Source organism: Halorubrum luteum (genome assembly GCF_054652935.1).
Genome location: NZ_BAAIGT010000002.1, coordinates 1676229 through 1693552, shown reverse-complemented (window position 1 = coordinate 1693552; position 17324 = coordinate 1676229). Strand labels below are relative to the sequence as shown.

Here is a 17324-nt window from a genome sequence, read left to right as displayed (position 1 = left end):
GTTACGCCTCGTCAGCCTCGTCGTCTGAAGTGTCTTCTGGTTCGTCCTCGGCGGATTCGGCGCGTTCGGAGAGCGTCGCCTCACCGCCGGACTCCTCGATGAGCTCGACGGCACCGGCCGTGAACGCATCCGCAGTAACGCGAAGTTCGCGACGAACCTGACCGCCGCCAAGCACTTTCACGACGTCGGCCTCGTAGCCGTCCTCGACGACGTCGCGTGCGTCGATGACGTACGCGTCACCGTCCTCCTCGGCGAGCCCATCCGCGGCGTACAGCGCCGCGTCCTCGTCGAGCTTCTGGACTTTCACCTCGAGAACGTCCGTCTTGGCGTCCTCAGGGCGCTTGAAGCCGTGCTTTCCGAGCGGTCCGTAGTTGTGGAACTCGTGTTTCGAGCGGCCCGCAGCACCACGACCGCCGCGGTGACCGGCACCTCGCCGGTTCTTGTGCGAACCGCCGCCGTGCGTCCGGGAGCCCCGTTGTCGACGTTTTTTCGTCATCGCATCGCCTCCAGCAGTGCGTCTATCTCCTCAGTCGTGTGGCGGCCGAGTTCGCCGCCTTCGACGACCGGGTGTTTGATCCCATCGTGGCCGCCTCGAGGTGCGTGCAGCCGAAGCGTCGGAGAGAGACCCTGCTCTCGCAGGGTCGTCTCCTCGTCGACGAGCGCTTCGGCGAGCGCTTCCAGGTCGGCGTAGTCGGTGTGGTCGGCTATCCAGTCGTCGTCGATATCGGCGGATCCCGCGAGAGGCTCGCCGCGACGAGCGATCGTGGCCGCGACCGCGTCGACGCTCGGCTCGCCGAACGCGACGACGTCGTTCACTTTCGTGATCATGCCGCGGTACGAGTCGGTGTCCGGAACGAACGTGGCGTGATTGACGCGCCCGACGTTCAGCATGTCGAGCGTGTCCTCCACGTCGTAGTTCAGGTTGACGTCGCCACGGAGCTGCACGATAGCCTGCATCACTCGCTCACCTCGTCGTAGTGAACCTGCCGTGCGTGCTCCGGCGTTCGGGACTGCGCGGCGTTCTCCAGGGCGTTGAACGTCGCCTTCGCGAGGTTCACCGTAGTTCGCGTGTTGCCGTCGGAGCTCGTCCACGCGTCCTCGACGCCGGCGAGCTCGAGGATGTTCCGAACCGTCTCCGCCGCCGCCAGCCCGAGCCCCTGCGGGGCGGGCTTGATCTCGACGGTGACGGAGCCGGCCTTGCCGGTCGCCCTCCGCGTCAACGAGTTCGTGCCGCCGGGCTGGTCCTCCCAGGAGCCGGAGCCGCGGTCGACTTTGATCACGTTCAGCTTGGCGACGTCTATCGCCTTCTGGATCGCGCCACCGACCTGGTCGTCCCGCGCCTGGGCGAAGCCGAGGTAGCCGTCGCGGTTGCCCACGGCGACCACACACCGGAACTTCACGCGGCGTCCGGAGTCGGTCATGCGCTGGACCATGTTGATGTCCAGCACCTCGTCTTCGAGCCCCGGGAGGAGCTGATCGACGATCTCCGCCTCCTTCAGCGGGAGCCCGGAGTCGAGTGCCTGTTCCATCGACGTGATGTCGCCGTCCTGTACCTTGCGGCCGAGCCGCGTGCGCGGTTCCCAGCCGTCGTCGTGTCTACTCATGGTCCTCCTGTAGCGTAGCGAGCACGTCGTCGAAGTGCTCGGGTAGATCGGTGGCGTCGAACTCCCCGGCGTACAGCGGTTCGTCGAGCTGCTCGGCGTACGCGGCGATATGCTCGCCTCGCGTCCGAGACCAGTCGGCTAACACGCTGTCGTTGTGGGGGATTTCGAGCCCTGCGTCGATCGCTCCTTCCTGTACTGCGAACGTCTTGTTGCCGGGCGTCGCCGTGTTGAGCCCGATGTCGAGCACGGCCTCCTCGAGGCCGGCATCGACCGCACGAGCGCCCGCGAGGTAGCCGGTGAGATACGCGCTGGGGAGGTTGCCCGTGGGGGCGTCCCAGCCGTACTCGCCGAGCTCCTCGCTGGAGGCGGCCGCGTGGGTCTCGTCTCCGTCGGGTCCGGGAGTCACCAGCTGCGCCCTGACGTGAGCGTTGCTCACCCGAGCGACCAGGCGAGGCTTGCCCGATTTCAGCAGGCGCAACCTCTGATGGTAATCCGTCCGGACCTCACGGCGGCGCCGCATCGGCACCTTGTATCGTGGTCCTGTTGCCATTACTCTGTCACCTCGTAACCGTACTCCGTCTCGATATACGCCTCCAGACGGGCGACGTCCTCGAACTCGCCACCGCTCGCTTTGTTGTACAGCGTGCGGTACTCCGACGGTTCGAGCACGTCGGCCTCGTCTCGGAGCTCCTTCAGGCGGGCCCGCTGTGCGCGGATCCGCGCCTTCCAGTCGTCTTTCGTGTTCTGTCGCGCGCCGGAGCGTCCCTTCCGGGAGCCGGCGCCGGTCTGATGACCGTACGAACGCTTCTCCGCTCGTTCGCGAGCACGACCGCGGGAGTTCGTCTTCGCGTCCTTCGCGCGGATCGTTCCGCGATCGATGAGATCGCGGATGTCCTCGCGAGTGATCGCGTCCGCGATCTCCTCCTGTGCGTCAGGATCGAGCCAGACGCGGCCCTCGCCGACGTCGAGTTCGTCGGCGGCAAGCCGCTTCTGTGCGTTCAGGTCACTCATCGTCGACCTCCACTTCGATGTACGTCGGGTTGAGCACGCGAATGCCCCGCTCTTCCGCCTCGTCTTCGATCAGCTCGCGCTTGCGCGCGCCGACCTTCGAGGCGATGCGGACGGCCTGCGTGTCGCCGTCGATGCCCTCGAGGTCGTCCGTGTTGTGGACACGGACCTCCTCGAACCCGCTCGGATGCAGGTCGCGGGACGCTGTCGGCGACCGGAACCCCGCCTGCACGACGTCGCCCTTGCCTTTCATCCGGCGGCGTTGCTTCGAGAGCCCGCCACGCGGCTTGCGCCACGAGGTGGGGATGCGCTTCTTCTTGTGGTAGTCCTGCCGGTTGAACTGCGGCTTCCCCTCGCGGTGCTTCTGTGCGAGCGCGCGAGCGGTCTCCTCGTCCAGCTCCGGCGTCTTGTCGGCGTGGCCGCGGGGACGAAGCTCCGTTTCGACCTCCTCGTCGGGTTCGGCCTCCTCCTCGTCGGCCTCCTCCTCGTCGGTCTCGTCTTCGATCTCCGCGTCCGCCTCCTCGTCGACCTCCAGTCCGCCGACGTCGGCTTTGATACGCGCGGCGAGCGCGTTGCCGACGCCGTCGACCTCGGAGAGCTCCGACTGGGAGGCCGCCTTCACGTCCTCGACCGTTTCGTAGCCGGCCTCACGAAGCGCTTCCGCCTTCGAGGGGCCGACGCCGCTGATCTCTTCGAGTTCTTCGGCCATCCGTTAGGCACCTCCAGTGGGCTTTTCGACGATGTACACGCCGTCCTGAAAGACGCGCGTGTCCTTGTCGGTCACCTTCGTCAACTGTTCGATGTCGGCGGCGGTCTGCCCGACGGCCTCCTTATCGGAGCCCGACAGCGTCACCGTCTCGCCGTCGACCTGTACGTCCGTGTCTCCGCGAATCGGGGTGCGGCGCGAGGCGCGCTCCCCGAGGAAGTTCTCGATGACGACCTCGTCACCCTCCACGTTGACCTGCATCGGGAAGTGGGCGTAGTACACTTCCATCGTGTACTCCCACCCCTCGGTCACGCCGTGGATCATGTTGGTGACGTGGCTCTCGAACGTGCCGACCGTCGCGTTCGTCTTCGCGTCCTCCGCTTCGGACTCGATGACGACCGCGCCGTCCTCGACCGTGACGTCCACGTCGGGGTACCAGAGGCGTCGCGTGACGCTTCCGTTCGGTCCCTCGATCGTGAGATCGAGGTGGTCCGTTTCTGCGGAGACGTCGTCCGGAATCTCGATTGCTACTCTGTTCATTGTTAGTAGACGTATGCGATCACCTGGCCACCGATACCCTTCTCGCGGGCCTCGTAGTGGCTCATGACGCCGTGGCTGGTCGTGACGACGAGCGTCCCGTAGTCACGGGCTGGGAGGAACCGCTTCTCCCACTTCTCGAACTCGTCGGCGCCCGCCGAGTAGCGGGGTTTGACCGCGCCACATTCGTTGATCGCGCCTTTCAGTTCGACCTCGAACTTCCCGGCTTTCCCGTCGTCGACGAACTCGAAGCCGTCGACGTACCCGCGGTCATAAAAGACCTCGAGGACGGAGCCGATGATGTTGGAGGCGGGCTCTACCGTAAACGACAGGTGGCCAACGCTCTCGGCATTGTCCATGCCGGCAAGCGCGTTGGCGAAGGGGTCGTTTCCTGCCATGATTAGCTGTACTTTTCGAATCCCATGTCTCGGGCGACCTCGCGGAAACACTGCCTGCAGAGGTTGATGTCGTACTTCCCGACGAGCCCCTGCTTGCGCTCGCAGCGCCGGCATTCGTTCCGGTGGCCGGTTCGTTTCGCGGCGTGTTCGCCCGTCGCTTCGTTTGTGTCGCTCATTCCGTCACCTCAACGTCGAAGTTCGATTCGAGGAACGCGATCGCGTCCTCGGCGGTCATCCGGTGGTTCGCCGGAATCGACCGGGTCGCCTTGTCGCGCTTGGCGACGCGGTAGCCGGGCCGAACGATCGTCGTCGTCACGTCGAGCCCGTAGATCCCGATGTTCGGATCGTACTCCTGGCTCGGGAAGTCGGTGTGGTCCTCGACGCCGAAACTCAGGTTGCCGGTGTCGTCAAGCTGACTCCTCGAGACGTCGACGAGATCGAGCGCGGTCGAGAGGAACGCGTGTGCGTCCTCGCCCCGAAGCGTCACCTTGACGCCGATCGGGTCGCCTTTGCGGATGCCGAACTCGGCGATCGTGCTCTTGGAGGTCGTCCGGACCGACTGCTGGCCCGTGATCTCCTCGATGATGTTCTCCGCATCGGCGAGCGGCTCACCACCCTGGCCGACGCCCATGTGGACGACGACCTTCTCGAGGTACGCTTCGCGCATCTCGTGTGTCGTGGTGTCGGCCTCACTCATCGTCATCACCCGTCACGTCGGCTTCGTCAGCCTCGGCGTCGGCCTCGTCAGCCTCGGCGTCGGCTTCGTCAGCCTCGGCGTCGGCTTCCTCGATCTCGGCGAACTCCTCCTCGTCGGTGAAGTTCTCGTCGATGACGACGACGTACTCCTCGACGGTCTCGTATCCGCCCTCACCGTCGACGACGGTAACGCTGTTCGACCCGGAGCCGAGCGTCACATCGATCGCGTCGACCTCGCCGATACGGCCGGCGTGCTGGCCGGCGACGGCGGTGACTAACGCGCCCTCCTCGTACTCGAAGTGGGCGACGATCTCCTGCGACTCGATGTCGATGACGACCGAGTCCTTCGTCTCGTAGTCGGCGTCGTCGTCGACACGAACGTTCGTCCCGTCGTGCAGCGTCAGCTGGACGTCGCCGCCGGGAACAACCGTCTTGTTCGTGACCTTGCCGAGTCGACCGTCCGCGTCCGCCTCGTCGATCGGCGTCAACGCGAGCCGACCCCCCTCGTCGGGGAACACGCGGAAGTACTCCTCGCGTCCGGGGAACGCCAGGATGTCGAACATCCCGATCGGACGCTGCTCGTCCGAGACGGCGTCCCCGTTCACGAGGACCGAGTCGTTGTTCAGCGCGTAGCGCGCCTCCTTCGTCGAGTCGACGTAGCCGAGCACGTCACGCAGCAGGACGACGAGCGGAACCCCGTCTTCTCCGTGGGGACCCGCACCCGCTTTCACCGTGAACGTGTTCGTCTTGCGCTCGACCGGCCAGGAGTTCGGTACTGCCAGTCGTTTCTGATGTCGCGTCATTCGTTGTCCTCCTGGAGCCGCGCCTCGCGGCGCTCGTCTTCGAGGTCCAACGCGGTCACGCGGACGTTACTCGCCGGGATCGGGCGGGGAACCTCTTCCCCGTCCGCCTTCTCGACGGTGACGTCCTCGACCGTGATCCGCTCCGAGGAGAGATCCACGGCGACGACCTCGGCTTCCGTGCCGGCGTGGTCGCCCCGAAGCACCTCGACGGTGTCGCCCGCGTTGACGCGGACGTTCCGCTGGCCGTACTTCTCACGGAGCTCCTCCGTAAGTGTGGCTCGGACCTGCTTTTGCCGCTCGTGAAGCGGCGCGGTCTCCGACTGCTTTCGTTGTTTGCGTGGCTGTTTCGTCATGATTAGACGATCATCGTCGCGGTGGATGCGATGCTCCCGTATCGTTCGGCGACCTCGCGGGCGACGGGGCCTTTGATCTCCGTGCCCCGCGGCTCCTCGAGATCGTCGATGATCACGGCCGCGTTGTCCTCGAAACGGACTCGCGTGCCGTCCGGACGGCGGATCGGCTTGCGCTGGCGGACGACGACCGCCTCCAGCACCTGCCGCCGCATCTCCGGGGTCCCTTTCGTGACCGAAACGGTCACCTTGTCGCCGATACCGGCTTTCGGGTGACGGTTCTTCGCGCCGGAGTAGCCGGCAACGGAGATCACCTTCAGCTCACGCGCGCCGGTGTTGTCGGCGCACGCGATCAGCGAGCCCTTCGAGAGCCCCTGCGTGACGTCGGCTTTGAGCGCCTCCATCACTGATCACCCGATCGGTTCTCGACGACGACGTGGGACTTCGTCTTCGAGAGCGGTCGCGTCTCCGCGATCGTCACTTCGTCACCTTCCGCGAGCGGTTCGAGCACGCCCGGCACGTGGGCCGGGATGCGCGAGCGACGCTTCATGTACCGATCGTATTTCGGTACGAACACGTCGTACTCTCGCTCGACGATGACGGTCTTTTCCATATCCGTCGACACGACCGTCCCCTCTCGGAGCTGGCCGCGGACGGGAAGCTCCCCATAAAAGGGGCACTTCTCGTAGTCGTAATCCTCCGGGTCCGTTGGTTCCGGAGGCGTGGGTACGTCGATTCCTATCGCCATTGTGTGACACCTCGTTCGGTGCGTTCGGCGGGTCGATACCGTAACCGCGTGCCATCCACCGTTACGTAGACCACGTCTTTGCACTCGCCTGACCGGCTCGCCGGATCCGCAATGTCGTCGGTGACGACGTCGGTGGACCCGGACGGGCCGGACTGACAGGGGCGGACCCCCGCAGTATCCGACCCGAGTTGGGACGTGGACCCCGACGACTGGCCGTCGTCGGCGGCTTCATCTGTGCGTGCGGTTGCGTTCTCGACGACCGCGAACTCGAACGTCGTGCCCGTCTTGGGCACGCGCTTGTCCCCCGATCCGGTCCGTACCACGAGCGTGTTGCACGTCTCGTGAAGGACGCGACCCGCGATGCCCACGTGGGCGTCGCTGTCGGCGTCGACCACCCGAACCGGGAGGCCGACGAGCTCGTGTCGCGCGAGCGTCTCGGGGGATAACATCTTACTCGTCCTCGAAGTCGCCTTCTTCCTGCTGGATCGTCTTGATCCGTGCGATCGTCTTTTTCAGCTCGCTCATCCGACCGGGACTCTCCGGCATGCCGCCGGCGGCCTGCTGGGCCTTCATGTTGAGCAGCTCGGTTTCGAGCTCCTCGAGTTCGACCTCCCGCTCGGCGGCGGTCATGTCCCGGATCTCTTCGGTGTAGAGGATCGCCATGTTACTCGTCCTCCTCGGTTTCTTCGTCCGCCGCTTCCATCTCCGCCACGAGGTCGGCGGCTTCCGATTCGATCTCCTCGTCGAGCTCGTCGAACTCCTCGTCGTCATCGTCGACGTCACCGGTCTCGACCGGCTCTTCGGCGGCCACGTCGGTCGCCTCCTCGGCCGTCTCCTGTGTCTCCTCGACGACCTCCTCGACGATCTCCTCGTCGATGACGTCCGCCGGGTCTTCGTCCGGAACGTCGACATCATCGTCGGCACCGACGTCGGGAACGTCCTCGGGCTCCTCCTCTAAGAGCGCCTCGACGCCCTCGTCGTCGCCCGTGGCCTGCTCGACCTCGGGCACCTCGGCGTCCTCGCGGACGTCGAAGTCGTCCGGCAGCTTCGCTCCCGGCGGGATGATCTTGACGTTGACGCCGATCGTGCCGAGCTTCATGACGGCGACGCCCTGTCCGTGGTCGACGACCTCCTGGGCGGGCTCGCCGTTGTGCTTGATGTAGCCGCGGTTGAACTTCTCGACGCGCGAGCGTGCACCCGTGACCTTCCCGGAGAGCACGATCTCCGCGCCGAGCGCACCGGCTTCCATGATCCGGTCGATCGTGGTGTGTCCGGCTTTCCGGAAGTACCAGCCGCGCTCCAGCGCGTTCGCCAGCCGATCCGCGACGATCTGTGCGTTCAGGTCGGGCTCGTCGACCTCCTGAACGTCGATCTGCGGGTCGTCCATGTCGAACCGCTCTTCGAGCTCCGTCGTGATCTTCCGGATGTTCTTTCCGCCCTTGCCGATGACCATGCCGGGCTTTTCGGCCTTCAACACGATCTGGGTGCCCATCGGCGTCTTGGCGACGTCCATGCCGCCGTAGCCGGCGCGGCCGAGCTCCTCCGCGAAGAACTCGTTGATCTGCGACCGGCGAAGTCCGTCCTCGATGAATTGGTGTTCGTCAGCCATTAGTCGTCAGCCTCCGGCTCCTCGATGATCAGTTCGACGTCGGCGAGCGTGGTGTTCCACGAAGTCGCACCCGCTGCACGCGGGTTTCGACCGGGCCGTTCTCCGACCTTGTGGGGAGCGACGTGTTTGATAATCATCTCCTCGCCGTCGAACCCCTGCTCGTTCGCGTTGTTCTTGACGTTCTCTAAGAGCTTGAGGAAGTCCTTGGCGGCCTTTTCGGGATAGCGGCCCGCGTCCCAGCCGTCGATGTCCGATCGGTGGCCCGCGCCGGCGTTGTGCTGGCGCATCGGAACCGACCGCTCCTCGTCGATGACGGCCTGCAGGAACTCCTCGGCGTCGGCGACCGTCTCGCCTTTGATCTCTCTGGAGATCTCCTTGCTGTCCTTCACGCTGATTGGCCGCTCGCGGAGCATCCCCTTGGCGGTGGTCTCCGGGTCGGCCTCGACGCTGTAGTTGATTCCCATGGGTTACTTGAGGGGCACGAACTTCGAGGACCGGGTCGCGCCGATGCCGGCCTGTCCGTGTTCGACCGTGCTCCGAGTGAGGTGGAACTCGCCGAGATAATGACCGATCATCTCGGGTTCGACCTCCACACGCTCGAAGCTGTGGCCGTTGTACACGGCAAAGGTGATACCGACGAACTCCGGAAGGATCGGCATGTCGCGCAGATGCGTCCGGATCGGGTCGTCGGCCGTCTCCTCTTTGTCACGGTTTCGGGCCTTCTCGAGCAGCTTCCGCTGTTCGACGCCCAGTCCGCGTTCGATGGTTCGCCGCTGTCGTGCGGGTAGCAGCTCCGCGACCTCCTCTACGTCCATTGCCTGCAGCTCGTCGAGCGAATGACCGCGGTAGGCGAACTCCTCGCCCTCGCGGCCGATACGGTATTCGGAACTCATTTGTTTCCACCTCGTCCGGTTCGCTTCGATGCGATATCTCCGACCTTCCGTCCCGGCGGAGCGTCCCGTGAGACGGATTTCGGCTTGCCGGGATGTTGTCGGCCGCCGCCACCGAACGGGTGGTCGACGGCGTTCATGGCGACACCGCGGACGCGGGGGTACTTCGTCCCGCGCGCTCGCATCTTGTGGTGTTTGTTTCCGGCCTTCACGAACGGCTTCTCCGTCCGCCCGCCGCCGGCGACCACGCCGATCGTGGCGCGGCACTGCGGATCGAGTCGCTTCACTTCACCGCTCGGCAACTGAACGACCGCGACATCGCGGTCGTGCGTCAGAAGCGTCGCCGAGACGCCGGAGGCGCGGGCGAACTTCCCGCCGTCGCCGCGGTTGCTCTCGACGTTACAGACGGGAACCCCCTCAGGGATCTCCGCCAGCGGGAGCGTGTTTCCGGGTTTGATCTCCGCGCTCACGCCGACCTGTATCGTCTCGCCCACGCGAACGCCCTCCGGAGCGAGCACGAGCCGGCGGTCGCCGTCCTCGAACTCCACGTCCGCGAGCGGTGCCGAGCGAGCGGGGTCGTGTTCGATCCCGACGATCTCGCCCTCGATCGTGTCGGTGTCTTCCAGCGTCCGGTGCGACAGTTCCGCCTTGTAGCGGTGGGAGGGGGCCCGGAACGTCGGGCCGCCGCGTCCACGCCGCTGTCCTTGAATTCGTCGTCCCATGATCAGAACACCCCGATGCGGGAGGCGATCTCCGTCGCGTCGTCGTCGTCGGAGAGGGTAACCGTCGCCTTCTTTTTACCCTTCGGAGTCACCTGCGTGTTCACGTCCACGATCGTGACGTCGTACCGGGTTTCGACCTCTTCGCGGATCTCCGGCTTCGTCGCGTCGACATCGACGATGAACAGCAGCTTGTTCTTGAAGTCCATCTCGTTCATCGCCTGCTCGGTGACGAGCGGATGTTCGATGAGCGAGCTCATCGGTCGGCCACCTCCTCGATCGCCGATTCGGTCCACAGCGTGAGTCGACCCGCATGCGCGCCCGGCGCGAGGTCCTCCGCGTTGACCTCGGCGGCGGTTGCGACGTCGACGCCCGCGAGATTGCGGGCAGCGCGGGACGGCTCCTCGCTGGTGACGACGAGGACCGACTTCGGCTGTTGGTACTTCCGACCGCGAGTCTTCCCGCGGCCCGAGCGGACGGATCGGCCGTCCTCGGCGCGCTCGATGTCGTCGGCGACGCCGAGCGCCTCCAGCACGCCGAGCGCCTCCTGCGTTTTCACGAGCTCCTCGAACTCGTCGGAGACGACGAGCGGAAGATCAACGTCGTCGTCGAACGCGTGACCGCGCTCGGCGACGAGCTCGCCGTCGGCGGTGGCCGCGATGGCCGACCGTACGGCGAGCTGGCGCTCCTTGTCGTTCAGCGCTTTCGTTCTGTCCTTCTCGGCTTTCGGTGGGTGCGCGGGTCGGCCGGACACCGCGTGTGGAACGCGGCGGGCGACGTTCTCCTGACGGGGAACGTGTGCGAGCCCGCGACCGGAGCCGAACGACTCCGCGGGAGTTCGCAGCCCGGCGAACTCGTCGGCACCGTACGCCTGTTTTCTGTTTGCCTGCGCGGCGGCGACCGCTCGACCGATGAGATCCGGTCGGAACGCGGTCTCGAAGACTGCCGGCAGCTCGATGCTACCCTCGTCCCCGCCGTCCAGGTCGTGTACTGTTGCGTTCATTGGTTATCCCTGGTTGGATGCGGTGGATACGTACCGAACCTCGGGGTCGAGGCGCGGCTGGTCGTTCGGCCGGATGGCCGGGCGGAAGCGAAGCAGGCGCTTGTCCGGTCCCGGCAGCGAGCCCTTGATGAGTGCGTACTCGCCGTCGACCTCGCCGTAGTTGACGAACCCGCCGTCGACGGTCGCATCATCGCCGTCACCGAAGTCGATGAGGCGCTTGTTGAGCTCGGTGCGCTGGTGGTAGCCGGTCTGTCCCTGCTGGGGAACGGTGGAGCGAACGCGGGAGGGGTTCCACGGACCGAGGTTCCCGATCCGACGCCGCCATCCCTGACGGGCGTGTTTCCCCTTCCGCTTTTGAACGCCCCACCGCTTGACGGGCCCCTGCGTCCCCTTCCCTTTCGTGACGCCGGAGACGTCCGTGTACTGACCGGCACGGAAGACGTCGCCGAACTCGTGGGCACCGCCCTCCTCGATCAGTTCGAGTGCGAAGTCGACGCGCTCCTCGAGGGAGCCGCCGCCGACGCGCGTCTCCATGACGTCGGGGTTCTTTTTGGGGACGTTCGCGAGCTCCGAGGGGGCCGTATGCGTGATGGCGCGGACGTCGTCGACCGCGTCCTCGTCGAGAAGCGTTCGGAGCTCCTCGGCGTCCTCCTCGAAGGTGTCTTCCGCCGGCAGGTCGAGGGTGCGGTCGAGCTCTTCGTGGAACTCGGTCCCCCAGACCTCCGCCACCGGCTGCTGTCCGTACGGCGTCTGCTCGTAGGCGCGCAGGGCGACCGCGTACATCGGCGGCGTCTCCACCACCGTCACGGGGACGGACTCCTCCATCCCCTCACGCGGCGAGTTGGCCTCATCGTTGACCATGACGACGTGGGTCATTCCGGCCTTGTAGCCGGCGAACCCCTGCAGTGCGGGGGCTCCATCGTCGTCTGGCCACGATCGAATGCGCGGCACCTCGCTGTCGGCGCGGGTGCGCGGGCCGTAGCCCAGCGAGCCTTTTCGTGGTCGGCTTGGTTGTGGCATGTGTTTACTCCGTGAGTGTGAGCGAGCCGAGGGTCGCGAACAGAGCTTCCTCCGTTCGGACTACCCCGCTGCCCTGTGCCGGGATCGTGTTCAGCCAGAGGTCGAACCCCGGATCGGGTTCGACTGGACGGCCGTCGGCGACGGCCGCACTGAGATCCTCGGGCGGCAGCCCGAGCATGTCCGGCAGCCCTCGACCGGGCGCGCCGAAGGCGACGACGTAGCCGTTCGCCTCCCGCGCGTCCGTGACGATCTCGGCGAGCCGCGGCACGGAGAGCTCCTCCCCATGCCGCGACGTCGCGATCGCGAGTCCGTCGTCGTCGAGCGCCGCCGCGAGGCCCGTGTCCACGACCTGAAAGCCGACCTCCGGCTTTCCGGTGATGCGGGCACGGACCGGTTCTCTCGAAGAGACCCTGATGGTGACGCGCTCCCCCTGCTCGACCTCCATTCCGGAGGGGACGAGCAGCGAGATCGGGTGTTCCCCCAGCGGGGAATTGACCCGGACGCGGCCTTCAGGTCCGACCTCGGTCACGAGTCCCTGTGTTGTCGACTCATCCCCGTCTGGGGAGGAGCCGGTCCGCCACGGAACGCGGAGCGGGGGAAGCACGCCGACGTACCGGAGCGCGTCGCGTTCGCCCCAGAGATCCTTTCGGAGCTCCGGGGGCGTTGCGGCGTATCCCAGCACGGCGCGTACGAACTCCCCGCCCCAACGGCGTTCACCTTCCCGGTCGGGGAAGACGACGAGCCGGCACGCCCGGAACACCGCCGCCGCACGGGCGACGTAGCCGAGTTTGCGAGTCGCCTCGCGTTTGTCCTCGGCCTCCCGGACGAGCGAGGACGGCACACATATCGTGAGTCCGTCCGCTTCGTCCATCGTGGCGAGACTGTATCCCGAATTCCGCACCGCCACCTAAAAGGGTAGCGGTCCGTATTCGCGAGTGAGGCGCGTTCACACGGCCCCTGACGGGGATTTCGGCTCCGAACCGTGTCACTCCGCAGCGCGGGGCGGCCCCCGAGCGAGGAAGTTGACAGCGACGAAATGCGGTGAACAGTGGCTCGCCCCTGAGCTACGGTACCTGAAGCCGATACAAAAGCACGCGACCGCTACTCGACGACGATGGCGCCGACCTTCCCCTGTGCGATGTGCGGCTCGCAGACGTACAGGTAAGTGCCGGTCGCATCGAAGGTGTACTCGGCGGTGTAGCCGGCGGCGTCGATCTCCTCTTCCTCGACATCGACGTCGATATCGCTTTCGTCCGCAGCGACGACGTTGTGGACGCCGCCTTCGCCGGTCCACTCGAAGGTGACCGTCGTGCCGCCGTCGATCGCGACGGCAACCGGCGAGAAGCCGAGTCCCATCTCACCGCTGCCGACCTCGACGGTGAGCCCGGCCTGCCCGGTGGCGTCGAGCATCTCACCCTCGTAGCCGGTCGCGTCGTTCTCGGTGAGGAAGTCGTCGACTGCGGCCGGTGGATCGACCATCTCCTCCGGTTCGTCATCAGCACAACCGGCAAGGCTCACTGCAAGGGCAGATCCACCAATGGCACGTACAACAGTCCGCCTGTCGAACCGATCCGAGTCATTCATTTCAACATAATGAATTAGGGATCGAGATTCATAAACCACCGTACTGACAGGTAGTGAATATAATATACGACGATGCACGATTCAGTGACGAAAGCGACGTAACGGCGGCCGTTCACCGATCCGGTCGCGGCTCCCGTCGTCTCGCTCAGTCGTACGTCATCTTCATGAGGCTGTATCGATCGGTTCGTCCGTCGCGAGCGATCGTGAGCTCGTATCCGCCGTCGCCTCGCGTGAGTTCACAGTCGAACTCGCCGGGGTTGCCGGGGTTGAGCGAGGCCGGTGGAGTGTCGAGGACGAACTTGAGGCGGCCGCCGGAGCCCCGAACGCGATCCGGCTTTTTCGCCCGGGCCTGAAGCAGCTCCCCGTTCCGTTTCACCTCGATCGTGCCGGTGAGCTCCCAGGTGTCGTCGTTGTATCTGAGTCGTGCCCCCTCGATCTCCGGGACGTTTATCTCGACCATACACATGTCTACTGGACATGGATATAAAAAGATGAGACGGACCCCCGTAGCGTCCCGCGTTCGCAACGCTTATATCTCCGACTCGGATTAGGTTTGCATGCGAAGCACGCACCGGTAGTGTAGTGGTATCACGCAACCTTGCCATGGTTGCAACCCGAGTTCAAATCTCGGCCGGTGCATTCGGTCGCGTTACGTTTGGCGTGAATCGTGATGAATGGCGACGGCTTCGAGCCAGCTTTGAGCCGTCTCGAGTACGACATTGCTGAAACTATTCGCAAACTCTGAGACGGTCGCGATCGGCTGTAGATCGGCTTTATGACCTCAGTTATGATGGACACGCAGAAATCGTCGGCCTCATCCGCTAACTTAACGCGACCCATTCAGGAGCCTCAACACACAAGTACCCCCCACACGAATCTGTAGTCATGCTCGCGATCATCGAGTTCGTCGTGCGCCTCGTCACGGACGTCGGACGGTTCATCGACATCTTCGTCAACGACCTGCTCCTCGGCGCTGGCGATCCGCTGACGGTCATATCGGTCGCGTTCGGAATGGCGTTCATCGGGCTTGCGTCGCTCGTGCTCGGCTACGCCGCACTCGGCGCGCTGCTCGGCGAGATCGGCATCAAGCTCCCGTCGCTCGGCGGTCGCGGTCGAGTCGAATAGCGCCGACTCGCAGCGACGCCGGTCCGCGTACCGCTACGTCTCGAGCGGCTCGGCCGTCGACAGGTATCGTTCGCACGTCTCGGCGACCCAGCTCCTGACGGCGGGTTCGTCGCTCACCAGCACGGCCGCGAGTCCCGCGTCGTCGAACGCGCCGACGACGGCTCGATCGTCGACGAGCAGGAGTCCCACCGGGGAGTCGCCGTCGTGGACGTACAGGGTGATATCGTCCGTGAGCGCCCTCCGGACCACCGCTCCGGTGGGACCGGTGACGGTCTCTCGTGCGGCCCCGGTGACGACGATCCGCACGTCGAGAGAGGACTGAGCGCCGTTACCGTCGACGAATCCGCTCGCCGCTCCGCGGCGTATCCGCTGGGCCAGCGACGGTTCGACGCGTGGTACGACGCCGACGACCGAGCCGGCGGTGTCGAGAAGCGTCCCGATCCGCGCTCCCGGTGACGGGGAGCCGCTGCGGTCGAGGACGTCGTCGCGAGCGACGGCCGTTCCGGTCGCACGCTCGAGGACCCGCGCGAGCGACTCCACCGCGGTCGGCTCCGTCCGATCTCCGTGGTCGGCCATCTCAGACGATCCGTGGCGGATACGACTGTCGTTGCCCGTGTGACCGGCGTGCGAGGAGGCGCGCGCTCGCTCGACGGCGGTCCCCGGGGCGCTCCTCGGTCGCCTCGTCGTAGTACAGGACGGTAAGGTCGAGTCCGGCCTGCAGCAGCTCGTTCGCGCCGAACCGATATCGGTCCGTACTCGGTCCCGACGGCGTCTCGTCGGTCGAACGGAGGTGGTGCTCGACGAAGAGGTACCCCCCGGGGACCAACGCCGCCTTCAGCGCCGGGAAGCGGTCGATCGCGCGGTAGAAGCTCACGGTGATCAGCTCGTAGGCGCTCTCGGGAAAGCCGTACGTCGCCACGTCACCCTGCACGGGATTGAGTCGATCGCCAGCACCGCGCTCTCTCGAGCGCTCGCGGGTGATTCGGAGCCCCTCTCGTGAGGCGTCGAGCGCGTCGACCTCGTACCCCGAATCCGCGAGAAACACGGCGTTTCTGCCCGTCCCGGCCGCAACGTCGAGCGCACGACCGTCCGGGATCGACGAGAGATACGACCGTAACACCGACGACGGCTCCGGGGCCCGCGGATACTCCCCGCTGGCGAACCGTTCGTCCCAGTCTTTCATACGTCGACGTTGCGTCGATCGGCGCGTAAACCCACCGGTGGCCGGGCGGATGGTGCGGTGACCGCGGAACACACTACGCCGATCGCGGGGGTCCCGGTATGTGTGGGTAGGGTGTACAGTATCACGTCAGTTTATATGGGATCGGACCTATATTGGGTAGTATGAGCAATACAGATACGGAGACGGGGGACTCGGCAGCGGATCGACCGGTGTCGCTTGCGGACGAGCCCGGACTCGACGCGTTCGTCTCGGAGTCGGACGTCGCGCTCGTCGAGTTTTACACGGACGGCTGCGGGATCTGCCGGAGTATGGAGCCGGTGTTGACGAACGTGGCTCGCCAGCTCGACGTCGCCGTCGGGCTGGTGAATCCGCGTGACGACCCGCCGCTGGTCGAACGGTTCGACGTCCGAAGCGTGCCGCTTTTCGTCCTGTTCGTCGACGGCGAGCCCGTCGACCGGCGCGCGGAGGGGTTCATTTCGGGCGACGATCTCACCGAGTGGATCGACGAGCGTCTCGACGACTGACGGCAACACGCTCTGACGGACTCCGAGGGGTACGGGTGCGCCGGCAGAACGCTCATGGTTGTTTATAGAATTGGGCCTGATACACAATACTTATGAGGATCGCCCCACAACCGTTTCACTGTATGGCAACACACAGTTCGACGATAGCGGATTTCGACTACGAGTGGGACTACTCGCCGAGCGTCACGACGATGTTCGGGGTGTTCACGCTCGTCGCGGTGCTTGGCTGGACGGTGACGGTGATGCTGTCGGCCATTCACTTCTTCGCGCTCCCGGCGATCCCGCCGGACGCGCCGGTGCAGGGGAGCATCGAGGTCATCACGAGCCCGTGGGCGTACGTCCTCGGCGTGCCGCTGGCGACGCTCGGCTCGTTTTACTACATCTCGACGATCGGGCTCGCACTCTGGTGGTTCGACACCCGTCACCCCCTCGTGATCAAGATCCTGACGCCGATCACGGCCAGCGGCGTGTTGTTCTCGGCGTACTTCGTGTACCTGCAGCTGGTGCCGATCGGCGAGATCTGCCCGTTCTGTATGGTGTCGGCAGGCGCGACGGTGGTCCTGTTCGGGCTCGAGCTGGGTATCCTCCGGCAGAGCCATAGTCCGTCGCTGTCGGATATGGTCTCCGACCTCGGTCAGGTGCTCGGTATCACGCGCTTCTCGCTCGTCGCCTTCCCGGTGCTGGTCGGCTTCTTCACCATCTTCGGGATGTTCGCCGTCACGCTGCTCCCGCTCCCGCCCGCCGTCCCGTTCGTCTAGACGACCACTCGGTTTCGGGCCACGCACTTCGTTTCAAACTGCGCCAGTCGACTCGCCGC

General features: G+C 65.6%; 31 protein-coding genes, 1 tRNA gene and 1 pseudogene. 4 read left to right on the top strand and 29 right to left on the bottom strand.

Going from position 1 to position 17324, the window contains the following annotated elements; translation table 11 throughout:
• Position 1: 1 nt before the first annotated feature.
• The 26 genes from ACYQ0R_RS08435 to ACYQ0R_RS08310 form a co-directional block, all read right to left on the bottom strand.
• A complete protein-coding gene (locus ACYQ0R_RS08435; protein ID WP_459822431.1) occupies positions 2 to 496 on the bottom strand; it encodes an uL15m family ribosomal protein in 495 nt (164 codons plus the stop codon).
• Positions 493 to 957, bottom strand: a complete 465-nt coding sequence (locus tag ACYQ0R_RS08430; RefSeq protein ID WP_459822430.1) for a 50S ribosomal protein L30 — start codon at positions 955 to 957, stop codon at positions 493 to 495. The genes ACYQ0R_RS08435 and ACYQ0R_RS08430 overlap by 4 nt, the downstream gene beginning before the upstream one ends.
• On the bottom strand, positions 957 to 1604 hold the full coding sequence (locus ACYQ0R_RS08425) for a 30S ribosomal protein S5 (protein WP_459822428.1): 648 nt from the start codon (positions 1602 to 1604) through the stop codon (positions 957 to 959). The genes ACYQ0R_RS08430 and ACYQ0R_RS08425 overlap by 1 nt, the downstream gene beginning before the upstream one ends.
• Positions 1597 to 2154, bottom strand: a complete 558-nt coding sequence (locus ACYQ0R_RS08420) for a 50S ribosomal protein L18 (RefSeq protein WP_459822426.1) — start codon at positions 2152 to 2154, stop codon at positions 1597 to 1599. The genes ACYQ0R_RS08425 and ACYQ0R_RS08420 overlap by 8 nt, the downstream gene beginning before the upstream one ends.
• Positions 2154 to 2615 (bottom strand): 50S ribosomal protein L19e, encoded by a 462-nt coding sequence (locus ACYQ0R_RS08415; protein WP_459822424.1) that lies wholly within the window; start codon positions 2613 to 2615, stop codon positions 2154 to 2156. Before ACYQ0R_RS08415 ends, ACYQ0R_RS08420 begins: the two co-directional genes overlap by 1 nt.
• The gene (locus ACYQ0R_RS08410) at positions 2608 to 3321 is read right to left on the bottom strand and encodes a 50S ribosomal protein L32e (protein ID WP_459822422.1); all 714 of its coding nucleotides are present in this window, start codon (positions 3319 to 3321) and stop codon (positions 2608 to 2610) included. The genes ACYQ0R_RS08415 and ACYQ0R_RS08410 overlap by 8 nt, the downstream gene beginning before the upstream one ends.
• 3 nt (positions 3322 to 3324) lie before the next feature.
• Complete coding sequence (locus ACYQ0R_RS08405; RefSeq protein ID WP_459822421.1) at positions 3325 to 3858, bottom strand: 50S ribosomal protein L6; 534 nt, start codon at positions 3856 to 3858, stop codon at positions 3325 to 3327.
• Positions 3859 to 3860: 2 nt separating this feature from the next.
• A complete protein-coding gene (locus ACYQ0R_RS08400) occupies positions 3861 to 4253 on the bottom strand; it encodes a 30S ribosomal protein S8 (RefSeq protein ID WP_459822419.1) in 393 nt (130 codons plus the stop codon).
• 2 nt (positions 4254 to 4255) lie between these two features.
• Positions 4256 to 4429: a 30S ribosomal protein S14 gene (locus tag ACYQ0R_RS08395; RefSeq protein WP_459822417.1), complete on the bottom strand. Its 174-nt coding sequence runs from the start codon at positions 4427 to 4429 to the stop codon at positions 4256 to 4258.
• Positions 4426 to 4950, bottom strand: a complete 525-nt coding sequence (locus ACYQ0R_RS08390; protein ID WP_459822415.1) for a 50S ribosomal protein L5 — start codon at positions 4948 to 4950, stop codon at positions 4426 to 4428. Before ACYQ0R_RS08390 ends, ACYQ0R_RS08395 begins: the two co-directional genes overlap by 4 nt.
• Entirely contained in the window at positions 4943 to 5752 is an 810-nt protein-coding gene (locus tag ACYQ0R_RS08385) for a 30S ribosomal protein S4e (protein ID WP_459822413.1), read from the bottom strand. Before ACYQ0R_RS08385 ends, ACYQ0R_RS08390 begins: the two co-directional genes overlap by 8 nt.
• The gene (gene rplX / locus ACYQ0R_RS08380) at positions 5749 to 6105 is read right to left on the bottom strand and encodes a 50S ribosomal protein L24 (RefSeq protein WP_459822411.1); all 357 of its coding nucleotides are present in this window, start codon (positions 6103 to 6105) and stop codon (positions 5749 to 5751) included. The genes ACYQ0R_RS08385 and rplX overlap by 4 nt, the downstream gene beginning before the upstream one ends.
• A 2-nt stretch (positions 6106 to 6107) precedes the next feature.
• Positions 6108 to 6506: a 50S ribosomal protein L14 gene (locus ACYQ0R_RS08375; RefSeq protein WP_459822409.1), complete on the bottom strand. Its 399-nt coding sequence runs from the start codon at positions 6504 to 6506 to the stop codon at positions 6108 to 6110.
• Positions 6506 to 6850, bottom strand: a complete 345-nt coding sequence (locus ACYQ0R_RS08370; RefSeq protein ID WP_459822407.1) for a 30S ribosomal protein S17 — start codon at positions 6848 to 6850, stop codon at positions 6506 to 6508. The genes ACYQ0R_RS08375 and ACYQ0R_RS08370 overlap by 1 nt, the downstream gene beginning before the upstream one ends.
• Entirely contained in the window at positions 6841 to 7299 is a 459-nt protein-coding gene (locus ACYQ0R_RS08365) for a ribonuclease P protein component 1 (protein WP_459822405.1), read from the bottom strand. Before ACYQ0R_RS08365 ends, ACYQ0R_RS08370 begins: the two co-directional genes overlap by 10 nt.
• Position 7300: 1 nt before the next feature.
• Positions 7301 to 7513 carry a 50S ribosomal protein L29 gene (gene rpmC / locus ACYQ0R_RS08360; RefSeq protein WP_459822403.1) on the bottom strand — a complete coding sequence of 71 codons (213 nt, stop codon included), beginning with the start codon at positions 7511 to 7513 and terminating at the stop codon, positions 7301 to 7303.
• A gap of 1 nt (position 7514) precedes the next feature.
• Positions 7515 to 8459 (bottom strand): 30S ribosomal protein S3, encoded by a 945-nt coding sequence (locus ACYQ0R_RS08355; RefSeq protein ID WP_459822401.1) that lies wholly within the window; start codon positions 8457 to 8459, stop codon positions 7515 to 7517.
• Positions 8459 to 8923, bottom strand: a complete 465-nt coding sequence (locus ACYQ0R_RS08350) for a 50S ribosomal protein L22 (protein ID WP_459822399.1) — start codon at positions 8921 to 8923, stop codon at positions 8459 to 8461. Before ACYQ0R_RS08350 ends, ACYQ0R_RS08355 begins: the two co-directional genes overlap by 1 nt.
• 3 nt (positions 8924 to 8926) lie before the next feature.
• A complete protein-coding gene (locus ACYQ0R_RS08345) occupies positions 8927 to 9352 on the bottom strand; it encodes a 30S ribosomal protein S19 (RefSeq protein WP_459822397.1) in 426 nt (141 codons plus the stop codon).
• Positions 9349 to 10071: a 50S ribosomal protein L2 gene (locus tag ACYQ0R_RS08340; RefSeq protein WP_459822395.1), complete on the bottom strand. Its 723-nt coding sequence runs from the start codon at positions 10069 to 10071 to the stop codon at positions 9349 to 9351. Before ACYQ0R_RS08340 ends, ACYQ0R_RS08345 begins: the two co-directional genes overlap by 4 nt.
• A gap of 2 nt (positions 10072 to 10073) precedes the next feature.
• On the bottom strand, positions 10074 to 10328 hold the full coding sequence (locus ACYQ0R_RS08335) for a 50S ribosomal protein L23 (protein ID WP_459822393.1): 255 nt from the start codon (positions 10326 to 10328) through the stop codon (positions 10074 to 10076).
• Positions 10325 to 11071, bottom strand: a complete 747-nt coding sequence (rpl4p, locus tag ACYQ0R_RS08330) for a 50S ribosomal protein L4 (protein ID WP_459822391.1) — start codon at positions 11069 to 11071, stop codon at positions 10325 to 10327. The genes ACYQ0R_RS08335 and rpl4p overlap by 4 nt, the downstream gene beginning before the upstream one ends.
• Positions 11072 to 11074: 3 nt before the next feature.
• On the bottom strand, positions 11075 to 12091 hold the full coding sequence (locus tag ACYQ0R_RS08325; RefSeq protein WP_459822389.1) for a 50S ribosomal protein L3: 1017 nt from the start codon (positions 12089 to 12091) through the stop codon (positions 11075 to 11077).
• Between the two features lie 4 nt (positions 12092 to 12095).
• Positions 12096 to 12962 carry a putative RNA uridine N3 methyltransferase gene (locus ACYQ0R_RS08320; RefSeq protein ID WP_459822387.1) on the bottom strand — a complete coding sequence of 289 codons (867 nt, stop codon included), beginning with the start codon at positions 12960 to 12962 and terminating at the stop codon, positions 12096 to 12098.
• A gap of 230 nt (positions 12963 to 13192) precedes the next feature.
• Positions 13193 to 13609, bottom strand: coding sequence for a halocyanin domain-containing protein (locus tag ACYQ0R_RS08315; protein WP_459822385.1), 417 nt, complete (start codon positions 13607 to 13609; stop codon positions 13193 to 13195).
• A gap of 211 nt (positions 13610 to 13820) precedes the next feature.
• A complete protein-coding gene (locus tag ACYQ0R_RS08310; protein ID WP_459822383.1) occupies positions 13821 to 14135 on the bottom strand; it encodes a hypothetical protein in 315 nt (104 codons plus the stop codon).
• Positions 14136 to 14243: 108 nt separating this feature from the next.
• On the opposite strand from ACYQ0R_RS08310, the gene ACYQ0R_RS08305 reads away from it, so the two are divergent.
• Positions 14244 to 14314: transfer RNA gene (locus ACYQ0R_RS08305), tRNA-Gly, on the top strand.
• A 10-nt stretch (positions 14315 to 14324) separates the two neighbouring features.
• Here ACYQ0R_RS08305 and ACYQ0R_RS08300 read toward each other — a convergent pair.
• Positions 14325 to 14420 (bottom strand): annotated as a pseudogene (locus ACYQ0R_RS08300) (IS6 family transposase); the annotation flags it as partial.
• Between the two features lie 140 nt (positions 14421 to 14560).
• Between ACYQ0R_RS08300 and ACYQ0R_RS08295 the strand changes: the two are divergent.
• Positions 14561 to 14800 (top strand): DUF8024 family protein, encoded by a 240-nt coding sequence (locus ACYQ0R_RS08295; RefSeq protein ID WP_459822381.1) that lies wholly within the window; start codon positions 14561 to 14563, stop codon positions 14798 to 14800.
• Between the two features lie 33 nt (positions 14801 to 14833).
• Here ACYQ0R_RS08295 and ACYQ0R_RS08290 read toward each other — a convergent pair whose 3' ends face one another.
• The gene (locus ACYQ0R_RS08290) at positions 14834 to 15376 is read right to left on the bottom strand and encodes a transcriptional regulator FilR1 domain-containing protein (protein ID WP_459822379.1); all 543 of its coding nucleotides are present in this window, start codon (positions 15374 to 15376) and stop codon (positions 14834 to 14836) included.
• 1 nt (position 15377) lies between these two features.
• Positions 15378 to 15983: a class I SAM-dependent methyltransferase gene (locus tag ACYQ0R_RS08285; RefSeq protein ID WP_459822377.1), complete on the bottom strand. Its 606-nt coding sequence runs from the start codon at positions 15981 to 15983 to the stop codon at positions 15378 to 15380.
• Between the two features lie 161 nt (positions 15984 to 16144).
• Between ACYQ0R_RS08285 and ACYQ0R_RS08280 the strand changes: the two genes are divergently transcribed.
• Together ACYQ0R_RS08280 and ACYQ0R_RS08275 are read left to right on the top strand one after the other, a co-directional pair.
• Entirely contained in the window at positions 16145 to 16507 is a 363-nt protein-coding gene (locus tag ACYQ0R_RS08280; RefSeq protein WP_459822375.1) for a thioredoxin family protein, read from the top strand.
• 122 nt (positions 16508 to 16629) lie between these two features.
• Positions 16630 to 17265 (top strand): vitamin K epoxide reductase family protein, encoded by a 636-nt coding sequence (locus ACYQ0R_RS08275; RefSeq protein WP_459822373.1) that lies wholly within the window; start codon positions 16630 to 16632, stop codon positions 17263 to 17265.
• Positions 17266 to 17324: the final 59 nt, after the last annotated feature.